The 12,032-nt window shown below is 63.7% G+C and carries 13 protein-coding genes; 9 read left to right on the top strand and 4 right to left on the bottom strand.

Translation table 11 applies throughout. From position 1 onward, the window contains the following. Positions 1 to 109: 109 nt before the first annotated feature. Both AC57B8_RS09505 and AC57B8_RS09500 read right to left on the bottom strand, forming a co-directional pair. Complete coding sequence (locus AC57B8_RS09505; protein ID WP_496479466.1) at positions 110 to 322, bottom strand: hypothetical protein; 213 nt, start codon at positions 320 to 322, stop codon at positions 110 to 112. A 16-nt stretch (positions 323 to 338) separates the two neighbouring features. Continuing rightward, a complete protein-coding gene (locus tag AC57B8_RS09500; RefSeq protein WP_496479465.1) occupies positions 339 to 1,190 on the bottom strand; it encodes a transporter substrate-binding domain-containing protein in 852 nt (283 codons plus the stop codon). Positions 1,191 to 1,303: 113 nt separating this feature from the next. On the opposite strand from AC57B8_RS09500, the gene AC57B8_RS09495 reads away from it, so the two are divergent. The 5 genes from AC57B8_RS09495 (at position 1,304) to AC57B8_RS09475 (ending at position 6,730) form a co-directional block, all read left to right on the top strand. Continuing rightward, complete coding sequence (locus AC57B8_RS09495; protein ID WP_496479486.1) at positions 1,304 to 2,194, top strand: LysR family transcriptional regulator; 891 nt, start codon at positions 1,304 to 1,306, stop codon at positions 2,192 to 2,194. A gap of 32 nt (positions 2,195 to 2,226) precedes the next feature. Next, positions 2,227 to 2,874 (top strand): hypothetical protein, encoded by a 648-nt coding sequence (locus tag AC57B8_RS09490; RefSeq protein WP_496479464.1) that lies wholly within the window; start codon positions 2,227 to 2,229, stop codon positions 2,872 to 2,874. Positions 2,875 to 3,117: 243 nt separating this feature from the next. Then, a complete protein-coding gene (locus AC57B8_RS09485; protein WP_496479463.1) occupies positions 3,118 to 3,378 on the top strand; it encodes a YlcI/YnfO family protein in 261 nt (86 codons plus the stop codon). Between the two features lie 1,263 nt (positions 3,379 to 4,641). Beyond that, entirely contained in the window at positions 4,642 to 5,592 is a 951-nt protein-coding gene (locus tag AC57B8_RS09480; RefSeq protein WP_496479462.1) for an ArdC family protein, read from the top strand. Between the two features lie 277 nt (positions 5,593 to 5,869). Continuing rightward, positions 5,870 to 6,730, top strand: coding sequence for a prephenate dehydratase (locus AC57B8_RS09475; protein ID WP_496479461.1), 861 nt, complete (start codon positions 5,870 to 5,872; stop codon positions 6,728 to 6,730). A 957-nt stretch (positions 6,731 to 7,687) separates the two neighbouring features. Here the strand turns inward: AC57B8_RS09475 and AC57B8_RS09470 are convergent. Continuing rightward, complete coding sequence (locus AC57B8_RS09470; RefSeq protein ID WP_496479460.1) at positions 7,688 to 7,837, bottom strand: hypothetical protein; 150 nt, start codon at positions 7,835 to 7,837, stop codon at positions 7,688 to 7,690. A 116-nt stretch (positions 7,838 to 7,953) separates the two neighbouring features. Here AC57B8_RS09470 and AC57B8_RS09465 point away from each other — a divergent pair, with 116 nt between their 5' ends. Further along, positions 7,954 to 8,571 (top strand): substrate-binding domain-containing protein, encoded by a 618-nt coding sequence (locus AC57B8_RS09465; protein WP_496479459.1) that lies wholly within the window; start codon positions 7,954 to 7,956, stop codon positions 8,569 to 8,571. 69 nt (positions 8,572 to 8,640) lie between these two features. Here AC57B8_RS09465 and AC57B8_RS09460 read toward each other — a convergent pair whose 3' ends face one another. Beyond that, positions 8,641 to 9,156, bottom strand: a complete 516-nt coding sequence (locus AC57B8_RS09460) for a MarR family winged helix-turn-helix transcriptional regulator (RefSeq protein WP_496479458.1) — start codon at positions 9,154 to 9,156, stop codon at positions 8,641 to 8,643. Between the two features lie 86 nt (positions 9,157 to 9,242). On the opposite strand from AC57B8_RS09460, the gene AC57B8_RS09455 reads away from it, so the two are divergent. Genes AC57B8_RS09455 through AC57B8_RS09445 form a run of 3 tightly spaced genes read left to right on the top strand, consistent with a single transcriptional unit; the run spans position 9,243 to position 11,615 of the window. Then, positions 9,243 to 9,638, top strand: coding sequence for a RidA family protein (locus tag AC57B8_RS09455; protein WP_496479457.1), 396 nt, complete (start codon positions 9,243 to 9,245; stop codon positions 9,636 to 9,638). A 38-nt stretch (positions 9,639 to 9,676) separates the two neighbouring features. Next, complete coding sequence (locus AC57B8_RS09450; RefSeq protein ID WP_496479456.1) at positions 9,677 to 10,660, top strand: tripartite tricarboxylate transporter substrate binding protein; 984 nt, start codon at positions 9,677 to 9,679, stop codon at positions 10,658 to 10,660. A gap of 13 nt (positions 10,661 to 10,673) precedes the next feature. Further along, positions 10,674 to 11,615, top strand: a complete 942-nt coding sequence (locus AC57B8_RS09445; protein ID WP_496479455.1) for an ABC transporter substrate-binding protein — start codon at positions 10,674 to 10,676, stop codon at positions 11,613 to 11,615. Positions 11,616 to 12,032: the final 417 nt, after the last annotated feature.

Genomic DNA, 12,032 nt, shown 5'->3' with positions numbered 1-12,032 from the left:
CCATGAATACATGGGCTCAACCGAGGTGCCTCCGGCGGCCCGGCAGGGGCCTGAAGACATAAGAGAAATCAATCGAGAGCAGATCAACATCCGCCTCGAACACAAAAATTCAGACAGCCCCGCCGCGAATGGCGCTGACGTAGATTGCGACCAGCCCTCGAGCAACCGGTCCTGCCGCGACACGGAGCATCAGCAGGACCAGGCCAAAAACGAGCCCTACGCCAAAAGCGATCGCGCTGGTATAGAGCGTGACGCCTGCGCCCAGGAGGACGCCGTCGTAGAACGGCCGCAGGGCACCGTGTACGGTCAGCCAGTCGATCATTTTCTTCGGCTCGCGCTCAGAGCGCGCCCTTCGGCAGGTAGTCCGCCGTCGGCAGCGACATCGTCTCGCCAAACCACTTTTTCTGTAGCTCGGCCAACTTTCCGCTGGCGCGCATCTCCTCCAGTGTGGTGTTGATGAAGCCTCGGATCTCTTCGTCCTTCGGATTCGCTACCCATCCCAACAACCGAGGCGAGCCGATCTCACCGATCGTCCTGAACGAGCTTGGCTGACGTCGCATCTGCACGCCCAGAACGTTGGAAGGTAGAACGCCCGCATCGAGTGTCCCGTTACTCAACGCCACACTGACGTCCGGATAGGTCTGGAATAATTTGAGCTCGGCGAAGCCCTTTCCGTGCTTTTCTTTCAGTTGTCGATCGAACTCTTGGGTCACTGGCTGTGCTTGTGACCCCATCTGGGTACCGACGATCTTTCCTGCCAAGTCCTCCGGGCGGTTCAGTGCCTTGTTGGTCGCGTTCACGACAAGCATCGAGCGCACGATGCCAACCGGGCGACTGAAGGCGAAACGCCTGGCACGCTCTTCCGTCATGCCGACACTGGTGGCAACGAAATCGAAGCGGCGCGACATCAAGCCTGGCAGTAGACCTTGGAATGGCAGATTCAGCTGCACGAGCTTGACACCCAACTTGGCGGCCATGTGCTCCAGTACGTCCCGGCCGTAGCCAACCACGACGCCGTTTTCGACGAATTCGTAGGGCTCGTAGGCGGCCTCGGTGCCAACGGTCAATTGGCCGCGCGCTTTGATGTCAGCCAGGCTGCCGCCTTCGGCCAGCGCAGCTCCTGAGAGGCAGGCGAGCACTGCGGCGGCCGCGAGGACCTTGCAAACATTCCGTCGACTTGTGTGACGCATGATCTTGTCTCCAGGTAGGTGGGGTGTTGTGAGGCTGAATTTATCCATCGCACCGGGAGATGAAAAATGATTCTTTTGGTAGTAAGGTTCCGAAATTCGATACCTTCCAGCCCATGAACCGACTCGACTTCACCGAACGCGACCTTCGCTCCCTGCGAATCTTCTGCACTGTGGCCGAGGCGGGTGGATTCACCGCGGCAGAACAGCGGCTCAACATGTCGAAGGCTTCGATCAGTCGTCACATTCGAGAGGTCGAAGAGCGCCTCGGCGTGCGTCTGTGCGAACGCGGTCCGGCAGGATTCAAGTTGAGCACCGCGGGCGTGGTCGCGGTGGAACTCGCCTCGCGGGCCCTCAAATCACTGGAACTGATACGCCCTGAGATCGACGCTGTGCGCGGCGTTTTGTCAGGCACGCTGTCGATCGGCATGGTCGAGCATGTGATCACCCACACGGATTGCCGTATTCCCGAAGCACTGGCCGAACTTCGACGGCGCGCACCAGACGTCAAGCCCGAACTCACTGTCATGACGTTTTCACAGCTCAGCGAGGCGCTGCGGGAGCGACGTGTCGAAGTGGCGATCCGTGGAACGTACAAGAAGGAGCGGCTGTTCGACTATCGCAAGCTCTTTGTCGAGAAGCACCGCATTTACGCTTCGAAAGAAACGGCTCGCAGGCGTGATCCCAAGCTTCCGCTTGTGTATCGGCCGCATCCATTTGTCGAACAGGCGTTGGCCGAGCACGGTTTCGAGCGCGGACCAGATGCCGGCGGGCTGGAGGCCATCGGTGTGCTTGTCGCCACCGGAAACTACGCGGGACTTCTTCCGGAGCACTATGCGGGGCTGGTTGCGAGGCGACATCCACTGGCCGAACTTCCGAAGGGCCCGGTGTTCAGCAACACGATCAGTGCAATCACCGAAGCCTCCCGGCCGATGACTATTCGTGTTGAGCTATTTCTCGACATCCTCGACGAGTTGCATCGAAATTCTTCTGTCGCACAGGACTGATGCGCGGGCGCGGACTGCGGGCCAGGAGGATCGTGGGCGCGCCTGACCGGATGCGGTACAGGAGGCACACGCGCCTCGGTGGATCTGCGCTCGCACAGGATTGCGGCGATGAAGCGGCTGCCGTTCGGGAGCGGATCGAGAAGTTGTTGCAAGAGACCTTCGCCGTCGACGGTTTCCACCTGTTCGATTTCGAGATGCTTGAAAAGCCCAAGGCCATCTCGGAAGACATGCGGCATTTCTGGGGTGGCTATGACGTGGTGTTCAAACTCGCGACGGCAGACGTCCATGCGGCGCACGGCAAGGACCTGAGCGCCTTGCGAAGGATGGCGTTGAATCTGGGCCAGGGCACGCGGTTCTCCATCGACATCAGCCGTTTCGAGTACGTGGAGGACAAGGAGCCCGCCGACCTCGAGGGCTACACCATCTACGTGTACTCGCCCGTGATGATCGTCTGCAGAAAAGCTGCGGGCCATCTGCCAGCAGATGCCCGAGTACGGCCCCATCATCAAGAGAGCCCGGCCCGGCTCCGCGCGGCCGCGCGATTTCGTGAACATCTTCGTGCTGATGGAGAGGCTGAACCTGGATCTGGGTTCGCAGAAGGCCCTTGCCATCCTCCGTTCGATGTTCGCCGTGAAGAAGGTGCCGCTCGGTTTCCTCGCAAAAGTGCCCGATGCGTATGAATTTCACCTCGCCGGCTTTCCTGCCGTCCAGGCAACCCTGGAGCCCAGTTTCGACCTGAGGGGGTTTCGACTACGTCCTGGGTCTGATCGAGCGTCTAGAACCCGTTTGGGACGTGTAGACGCCACTCGGGGTCGTAGCGCATGCCCACCAGCGCCTTGCTCAGATCGAGCAGACGCTACATTGCGAATAGCCCGTGTCCTGAAATACGGGGGCAAGATCACAACCATCCACTGGTTCGTGTGATGGCTGCCGTTCGAGAACAGATCGAGGGCGTGTTGCTCGAAGGCGAAACACTGTCGCATTTTGTCGAGCAGGGGGCGACTGATGCTGCTCGTCGCCGCAAGGCACAGCAAGATTTCGTGGCGCGTGGACGCGCCTCGCTTGCCCGTGCGGGCGAGTTCTATGTGGCAGACGAGGTGTTCGCTGCGATGAAGTCTCGGATCGACATCGCGCGCAAGGCTGTCGAGAATGGGCGTGGTGGCGGCTCCAAACGGCGCGCGTGACTTATGTCGTGCACTTGACGCGCGACGCGTTGCAAGATCTGCTGCGTCTTGAAGCCTTTCTCCTCGAGGCGGTTCTCAAGCACGGCGACTGAGAACTACCGGATCGCGCACTACTGGCGATCCGGAGAGAGTTCCGCATCTTGTCCAATCCTTTCACTTGTCGCGTCGCCTTCGACGACCGATTGGAGCGAGAACTCGTCATTCCATTTGGTGCCTCGGGCTATGTTGACTTGTTCCATATCGTCAGTGAACGAGAGACCGTGGTGTCTGCCATCCGGTATCAGCGGGAGGACGACTGTCACTGGCCGTGAGGTCGTCCGTGCCATCAGGCATTGAGCACCAGTTCCCCACATGCGCAGTCACCATCCGGTGCAGCGTCCGAGAGACGGCGAGTTTCAAGCGTGCCGTCCCGTCTCGCTTCGCCTCGCGTCGGCCCGAAGAAAAGTGAAACTGGAGCGTAGGGCTTGCCGCGACGTGGGACGTGGCACACCGTTCTTGCCGGCCAGGTCTGCGCGCCAAACAGCGCGCTGCGGCCTGCGGCCGTCTTCGAACCCCTGACGGCTGCGCCGCGGTCTGCCGGCGACGGTCCCGGGCCATGTCTTGCGTCTTCGTGATCCGCGCGGAGCGCGGACCGCGCTGGTGCGTGCATCCCGACGCGCTCGATGGCTGGTGATGGAGCGGCCGGCTGCGAGAGCTGGCGCGGTGCGTCAAGTGGCCGTGCATGCACGGCAGTCACTGGACAGCCGTCCGCCTGAACGTTCGGCGATTCCTGACGTTGAGGTGGGGCGTGTGCTTCGCAGGGCCTCAATGGCGTGCCGCCTTCGGCGGCGCGGGCGTCGCGTGCAGGGCTTCACGGCCTGTCTGTGCGCGTTGCCGCTGCGTTCGAAGACGCCTCTTGACCGACGCATAGCGCGCTCGGGCCACTGTCCAGGGCTGCGGGCTTTGCCTCCGTCCTCACCCGGTCCTCGCTGCGCTCGGCTGCGGCTTGCGGGCGGTCCCTGGACATCGGCCCTTGTCGCGCGCTGTTCATGCGTCGAGGCGGCTCCGAAAGCAGATGTTCAACCACCGCGGCACACGCCGCAGAAAGGCCCAGCCATGCACGCTCATTCGATTTCCAGTTCCAGCTCGCGCGCTGCCGGCGGCCCGAATCGCTCTGGCAACCGGGCAGCCACGGGCGTTCCCCCCGGACCCCCCGAGGACTCTCCCAAAGCAGGTGGAGGTACCGCCGGATCCCCGGGCACCGCTGCGCGGGGCCGCAACCGCATGGACATGCGCCAGGTCGTGACGGACCGGATCGTCGCGATGCTGGAGAAGGGCGGCCATGTGTTCCGCGAACGCTGGACGCGGGCGGCGGCGCGCGGGGTGCCGCGCAACGGCAAGACCGGGGTGCCGTACCGCGGTGCGAACGTGCTGCTGCTCTGGGAGGCGGCGATCGAAGAGGGCTATGCGTCCAATGTGTGGCTGACCTACAGGCAGGCGCAAAGTCTCGGTGCCCAGGTGCGCAAGGGTGAGCGAGGCGTGCTGTGCGCGCACTTCGAGCGCAAGGCGCGTGAGCGCCGCGAGGATGCCGATGGCGCCCTCCTGGAAGACGGATTGGATGAGGAGACGGTGAGCGCGGACTCCGGTGCCCGCGCGGGTGTGCTGATGTGCCTGCCGTTCTGGCTGTTCAACGCGGCGCAGATCGACGGGCTGCCGCTCGAGGTGGTGGACCTGGGTGTCGCTGCGCCGACGGCGAGCGTGCAGGTTCCGGTGGAGCGGGCGATACGGCTGCTGGGAGGCTGCAACGCGACGATCCGGCATGGCTTCGATCAGGCGGCGTATCTGCCAGGTCTCGATGAAATCCGGCTGCCCTGGCCGCGGCAGTTCACGAGTGCCGAGGCGCAGTGCGCGACGGCGCTGCACGAGCTGGTGCACTGGACGGGGCATCCCGATCGGTTGAACCGGTGCTTCGGGCGGCGTTTCGGCGACGCGGCCTATGCCTTCGAGGAACTGGTGGCCGAACTGGGCAGCGCCTTCGTGATGGGCCACTGCGGGCTGGTTGATGCCACGGTCGAGGGGCACGCGGCCTACATCGGCGCCTGGTTGCAGGTGCTGCGCGGCGACCGCATGGCGATCTTCACGGCGGCGCGTCTTGCGCAGGAGGCCTTCGCGTTCATCGTCGCGCGGGAAATGCCGGCCCTTGCAGAGTCCGCGGCGAGCGCGGGGGGCGCATGAAGGCCGCCGCAGGCCGGCGCGCGTTCGGCCGTGGTGCAGGTTCGTTTCGCGCCATGCAACGCGATGGCTGCCAGCGCCTGGAATCCGGGCATGGCGGCCTTCGGGAAAGTGCATGCCGCGCAAGCGTTGCCGGGCGCGCTCGCTGTCCGGATCATCGCGCCTTCCGTTGTGAAGACGTGCGGACTTCCAGCGCCGGGATCGCGATGCGACGCGGTGCGCGGTGGAGGTGGGCGCGTTTCGCTCCACCGTTGTTGTTGCTGTCCGGTCCGTCAAACTCATGAAACCCCTTTCCCTTTACGCCGTCACGATCGCCACGCTTGCCATGGGCGTCTCCTTCGTCACCAGCGCCCAGGTCGCCTACCTGGGGCCGGCGGGCAGCTGGACCCACCAAGCCTGCATGGACCTGTTCGGCGACACGGACCTGGGTGCGCTGGACAGGCAGGCGCTCTTCAAGGCCCTGAGCGAGAAAGCCGTGGCCAAGGCCTGCGTGCCCGTCACGACGTCGGTGGTCGGGACTACGCCTTATCTCGATGACGTGCTGGCGCTCGATGGCGTGCATGTGGTAGGCGAGTATCCGAAGGCACTGGGCTACAGCCTGCTGGCCAAGCCCGGCACCCGCAAGGAGGACATCCGCACGGTCCTTGCGCATCCGGTGGCGCTGGAGGAGGTCAAGCCCTGGCTCGACCTGGAGATGCCGGATGTCAAGCGCCAGCCTGCAGCCAGCGGTGGCGCTGCCGCGCGATCGGTGGCGGAGGGGACGGCCTCGGACATCGCAGCGATGGGGCCGCCCGGCGCCGCGCGGCTCTATGGCCTCGCGCCGATCGTCAACGGCATCGAGGAGGGACCCCACAACACGACGCGCTGGTGGGTGCTGGGGCGTGCGCTGCCCGCACCCAGCGGCAACGACAAGACCACGCTGCTGTTGACCGTGGACGAAGCGGGCTTTCAGCGCTCGCTGCAGACGCTCGCGCGATCGGCCCAGGTCCTGGCCCTCTACGAACGCCCGGGCAAGCGATCGCTGGACGGCCACCGGTATGTCGTCGACGTCGTGGGCCATGCCTCGCAGCCGGAGATCGCCAGGCTGCTGGTGGACCATGCGGAGTTCCGGCTTCTCGGCTCCTATCCTCGAAGATACTGAAGTCTGCATGGAGGCGCAGACAGGGGCTGCCCGACCCACGCAGCTGATCGAGTGCCGCGCTCTAATGAGAGCCAACTCGCTGAGACATCGGCAGCCGCTCCTGCTTTCTTATCGATTCGGGAGAGCGTCGCGTGGCGCTCAAGTACGGCGTGCATGCGGACAATCACTGGGGCGCCGATGAGCTCTTGAGCCTTGCCTCGAACAAGGCCCGAGGTGTCGGTGACCGTAGCCCGACAGTGCCGCAGTCGCAGTTTGCGCAGGTCATCGTCTTGCCAAAGAGTGACAGCGGCCGGCATCGAGGCGGTTCCCCTGAGCGGATTTTTTCTCCCTGGCCTCTACCAGCGCCGAACCACTGTCGAGAGGCAGTGTGCGTGACCCAGGTGAAGTCGCAGTGAAGTCCGTGCAGAAGTTCCGTGAAACGATACCCGTGGTCCGGTGTCGTGCGACTCTTGTCCAGCTGGACCGGGAGGGGCGACTGATCGGCATGTCGGCGCAAGAGGGCCGTCCCGCAGCGTTTCGCCGCGCCCATTCGCCTCATGTGACCTGCGCCACCGGAATGATTGGCCCCGAATGGAACCGCATCGGAAGGCGCGCACAGCGTTGAACCGGGTTCCCCGCCTCCTCGAGGCAGACGCGCCGCGAAGTGTTGCCTTCGGTCGCCGCCGAGGTTGTGAGGCCGTAGAACTCGCACCGCTTGGCGGCGAGCCGCTGTTTGTCGGGCAGCTGTGTCTGGTATCGCGCCATGAGCGCTGGTGACAGCATGCGGCTCCCGGCCGCGCTCTTCCAGAACCTCGTAGACAGAAACCCAGTAAACGCCGGTGAATTCCATGGCGGCCGTTCGAATTCCCATTGACACCGATCAGTCTGCCATTCGCCCAATGTCGCCGGTGAAAGCCTGGAATGTCTGCACTGGCTCATTGCACAGATCGGGCGGAACGCCATCGGCGGTGGAGCGGGTCAGCGTCCATTCGTGCTCCGTGAACACCCGGGATCCATCGAAAGCGGCGCCGCGGCTCGCTCCGCGCATGCGAACGGGTTGGCCAGCACATAGCGCTGCTCGATCAGCCGGCAGGATAAGGCGCCGATCACGGACAGCGCGTAGGCCATGGCGCGGCGCCAGCGGTCCTCGGAAGAAGCGCCATTCCGCGGAGATGCGCGGTCGCGCGGAGCCGACCCAGCGCTCCCGCGGCAACGGGCGGCGCAGGAAGGCGCAGTAAGCGACGTTGCCCGCACCCCCGGCGTGGCACGTGTCGACCGTGTCGCGCGCGCTCAGCCCCGAGAAGCGCTCGCTGATCAGCGACGAGGTGCTGCGCGTGGTCGAGGAGGCCGCGCAGCGCCTGGGCTACCGGCCCAACCGCGCGGCCTCGGCGCTGCGCACGGGCCGCACCCACACCATCGGCGTGCTGGTGCTCGACATCACCAACGCGGTGTTCCCGCCGATCCTGCAAGGCATCGAGGCCAGCGCGGCTGCGCGCGGCTACTTCGTGTTCGTCACCAACGTGGTCGATCCGGCGCTCGCACGGGCGGTGCTGCGCGAGGCCGGCCTGCGCGTGCCGAAGGACATCTCGGTCACGGGCCACAACGACATGCCGCTGGTGGACATGGTCGATCCGCCGCTCACCACCATCCGCCTGCCGCACCGCGAGAGATGCTGTTCGAGGAGATCGACGGACAGGCGCTGTCCGCCTCCACCGTGGTGCTGCGACCGGAGCTGGTGGTTCGCAAGTCGACGGGCGCACCGGCCACGCGTCGAGTCGCAACATGGATCGCCTTGCCACCAACCCTGGGGAGGTCAATTGATGGCCTCTATCGAGAGGCGCTTTCGTTGCCTCACGAGATAGTCAATTCCCCATGAGAACTGAGGGCAGGCGGCGTCGCGTAGCCCGTCGGACCAGTGCGCTGAGGCGGAGTCAACGATCTCCAGGCGCCCCTTGCTCCAGGCTGGACAACAGCTTTCCCAGAACCCGGGCGGCAATCTCATTTTCATTCTTGCTGAGCGGCGCGAGCAAGGCCTCGAGCTGCGCGAAGTGCAGCGCAATGGCGCGATCGGCGAGTTCGAGGCCTTCGGGCGTCAACTGCACGATTACTCCGCGCCGATCATTGGGGTCACGCAGGCGCACCACCAGCGCCTGCTGTTCGACACGATCGATACGGTTCGTGATCGCGCCCGACGTCAGCAGTGATACCTGAAGCAACTCCCCTGGACGCAACTGATAGGGCGCGCCGGCCCGGCGCAGCGTCACGATCAAGCTGAACGACTCCCATGAGAGCCCCAATGGCGCGAGCCATTGCTCGGCGCGTCGCGTGATGTGCGCGGACAGGCGCGCCATGCGCCCGACGATGCCCAGCGAAGAGGGATCCAGGTCGGGGCGCTCCCTGTGCCAGTCTTCGATCAACGCTGCGACTGAGTCGGAATTCTTCGGCATAGCTTCACATTAATTATCTTGACGTTAAGAGAATCGACGTCTACATTGTCAATTCATTCTGCATTGTCGCTTTCAACGGAGATCGCATGAGCCTGACCATCACCCACCTCGAAGGAACCGACTTCCAAAAGAGTCGTGCCTTCTCTCCCGCCGTGATCACCGAAGGCGGCCGCACGGTCTGGCTGGCCGGGCAGACGGCCACGACTGACCTAGAGGGGCGCGACATCTCCGGCAATCTGCAGGCGCAGGCCCGGACTTGTTTCGCGTTGATCGGACAGACGCTGGAGCGCGCTGGCGGGTCGCTCGACAACCTCGTGTGGATGACCGTATTCATCAACGACCCACGCTACGGCGACGAGTTCGTGCGCATCCGCCAAGAGATCTTCAACCATGGGCGCTTTCCGGCCAGCGCGCTGATCACGGTGTCCCACTTCGCCCGTCCCGGCATCGTGATCGAGATCCAGGGGCTTGGCGTCGTCTAGCGCCTTTAGTTTCATCCACCGGCCTACGGAGCAAAGAAATGGCAGCTGATTTTTTGAAGATGAAAAAGTATCTGTTCTTGACGTGGGCCTTGGGCGCGGCGTGTGCCGCGCTGGCCCAGCAGCCGTACCCGAGCCGGCCGATCCAGATCGTCGTCACCGCGGCGCCGGGCTCGTCGGCCGACATCCTCGCGCGCATCTTCGGTGACGAGTGGGGGCGGCAACTTGGCCAACCGGTTCTGGTAGACAACCGTCCGGGCGCCGGCGGCAATATCGCGGCCGAGCTCGTTGCAAGGGCCAAGCCCGATGGCTACACGGTGCTGCTCGCGAGCACCAGCACCCACGGCATCAACCCGTCGCTGTATGCGTCGATGCGCTTCGATCCGGTGAAGGACTTCGCACCGATTTCGCGGCTCGCCTCGAGCCCGAACGTGTTGGTCGTGCCCGCGGCCTCTCCCGCGCAATCGATCAAGGACCTCGTGGCTATTGCGAAGAGCAAGCCCGGCGAGCTCAGCTATTCGTCGGGAGGCAGCGGCACCTCGCAGCATCTGGCCGGCGAAATGTTCGCGGCCGCAACGGGAACCAAGCTCCTGCACGTGCCCTACAAGAGCGCACCGCAGAGCATGAACGCCGTGCTGGCCGGTGAGGTGAACATGTCGTTCGTGAGCGTGCCGGTGGCGCTCGCGCAGGCAAAGTCAAGATCGGTGAAGGCGCTGGGAGTCACCTCGCTCGAAGCGGTCTCGACGTGGCCGGAACTGCCGACCATCGCCAGTCAGGGTCTGCCGGGCTTCAATGTTTCCGCTTGGTTCGGGCTCGCCGCGCCAGCGGGCACGCCACCCGCAGTGATCGAGCGACTCGCCACGTCCGCGCACAAGGTGCTGGGCCTGCCAGCCATCAAGAGCAAGTTGCAAGACCAGGGCATGGAGGTCGTGTCGGACACACCGACGGAGTTCAGCGCCTTCATCAAGAGCGAAATCGTCCGTTGGGGCAATGTCGTCAAGGCATCCGGCGCCAAGCTCGAATGAAGACAGGTCACACATGCCGACATCTCTGAACTCTTTGCGCGTGATTGCTTTCGACGGCGGCTGGAACCTGCCGATATGGGCGGCACAGCGCCTTGGGTATTTCGAAGCCGAGGGCCTTGCCATCGCCCTGGCGTACACCGCTAACTCCGGCGAACTGGTCACAGGACTGCTGGCTGGACAACACGACATCGCTTTTGCCGGTGCGGACAACTTCGTCGCCTATCGCGACGGAGCGGGCGAAGGCACCGCAGTGGCCGAACCCGACCTATTTATGTTCATGGGCGGCGACAGTGGTTTTCTGAGCCTCGTCGCCGCGCCTGGCATCACTGAACTGGCAGCTCTGCGCGGTTGCGGCGTGGCGGTCGATGCCATGACCACTGGCTTTGCTTTCGTCCTGCGAGAACTGCTCGCACGCGGAGGCGTTCTCGAATCGGATGTGCGTTTCGAGCGTGCCGGTGGTACGAGCCAACGCTATGCCGCGCTGATGGACGGTAAGTTTGACGCGACGCTGCTTCGCACTCCCTTCGACCTGTTGGCGGTCGAGCGTGGATGCCATTGCCTGGCCTATGGTCGCGAGTTGGGGCCGTACCAAGGGACGGTCGGTGCGGCGCTACGCAGTTGGGCTGAGGCCCATGGCGACGTCCTGGAGGCGTTCCTTCGGGCCTATCGAAAGGGCCTGACGTGGTGCTTTGACAGCAGAAATCGATCTATGGTCGAGTCGCTGCTACTGAGCAACATGAAGGACCTTGTCCCTTCCTGTGTTGTCGCTGCGGCAGATCAACTCCTGTCCCCCGACGACGGACTAGCGCTCGACATGCGCATCGATCCGCGTGGCCTGCAAACGGTGCTGAACCTGCGGAAAAAATATGCCACGCGAGGCGCAGGGAATGACCATCCGAGTCGCATGCATGACTACTTCGATCACACCATCCTCGACAAAGCCTTACGGGCTTGAATGGACCCTGTCTGTGGGGGTGCGGACATGAATTTAACTGGTCTATGTCGTACGTCCAACCTGCTGCGTCGGCACAGAAGCGAGATTCTGTTGCCAGCTGTCGTGTTGACCTCGGGTCAAGATGACATGCTCAGACGCCTACCGACGAGATCATGTGTGAAGCGTGGATTCCAGATATTTTCAGACCAGCATGGCTGAAGGGAACACGCAGAAGAGGTCGGTCCTTGCATGAAGTCTTGCGTGTGGGGCTTGGGGGGGTCTTCAGAACTTTCTTCTTTCGTTGCATTGCAGATTCAGCAGGGCAACGAGTGCGACCAGCATCAGGCCGCTGCTTGCGTGAGGAGATCGTATGCCAGAAGACCGTGACCGCGGTCTTCAAGAACATGCCGATCATCCAGATCGACATTTCTTTTCATT

Source organism: Variovorax sp. BGA-UO-ETr-C22 (genome assembly GCF_059567965.1).
The sequence above is the reverse complement of the archived record's forward strand: the minus strand, read 5'-3'. Positions and strand labels throughout refer to the sequence as shown.

What these genes read in the sequence shown, in the direction of transcription:
- AC57B8_RS09485 (WP_496479463.1), top strand. Translation starts at nt 3,118, where the DNA reads ATGGCTGCCGTTCGAGAACAGATCGAGGGCGTGTTGCTCGAAGGCGAA.
- AC57B8_RS09455 (WP_496479457.1), top strand. Translation starts at nt 9,243, where the DNA reads ATGAGCCTGACCATCACCCACCTCGAAGGAACCGACTTCCAAAAGAGT.
- AC57B8_RS09480 (WP_496479462.1), top strand. Translation starts at nt 4,642, where the DNA reads ATGGACATGCGCCAGGTCGTGACGGACCGGATCGTCGCGATGCTGGAG.
- AC57B8_RS09470 (WP_496479460.1), bottom strand. Translation starts at nt 7,837, where the DNA reads ATGGCCTACGCGCTGTCCGTGATCGGCGCCTTATCCTGCCGGCTGATC.
- AC57B8_RS09475 (WP_496479461.1), top strand. Translation starts at nt 5,870, where the DNA reads ATGAAACCCCTTTCCCTTTACGCCGTCACGATCGCCACGCTTGCCATG.
- AC57B8_RS09460 (WP_496479458.1), bottom strand. Translation starts at nt 9,156, where the DNA reads ATGCCGAAGAATTCCGACTCAGTCGCAGCGTTGATCGAAGACTGGCAC.
- AC57B8_RS09450 (WP_496479456.1), top strand. Translation starts at nt 9,677, where the DNA reads ATGGCAGCTGATTTTTTGAAGATGAAAAAGTATCTGTTCTTGACGTGG.
- AC57B8_RS09500 (WP_496479465.1), bottom strand. Translation starts at nt 1,190, where the DNA reads ATGCGTCACACAAGTCGACGGAATGTTTGCAAGGTCCTCGCGGCCGCC.
- AC57B8_RS09505 (WP_496479466.1), bottom strand. Translation starts at nt 322, where the DNA reads ATGATCGACTGGCTGACCGTACACGGTGCCCTGCGGCCGTTCTACGAC.
- AC57B8_RS09495 (WP_496479486.1), top strand. Translation starts at nt 1,304, where the DNA reads ATGAACCGACTCGACTTCACCGAACGCGACCTTCGCTCCCTGCGAATC.
- AC57B8_RS09445 (WP_496479455.1), top strand. Translation starts at nt 10,674, where the DNA reads ATGCCGACATCTCTGAACTCTTTGCGCGTGATTGCTTTCGACGGCGGC.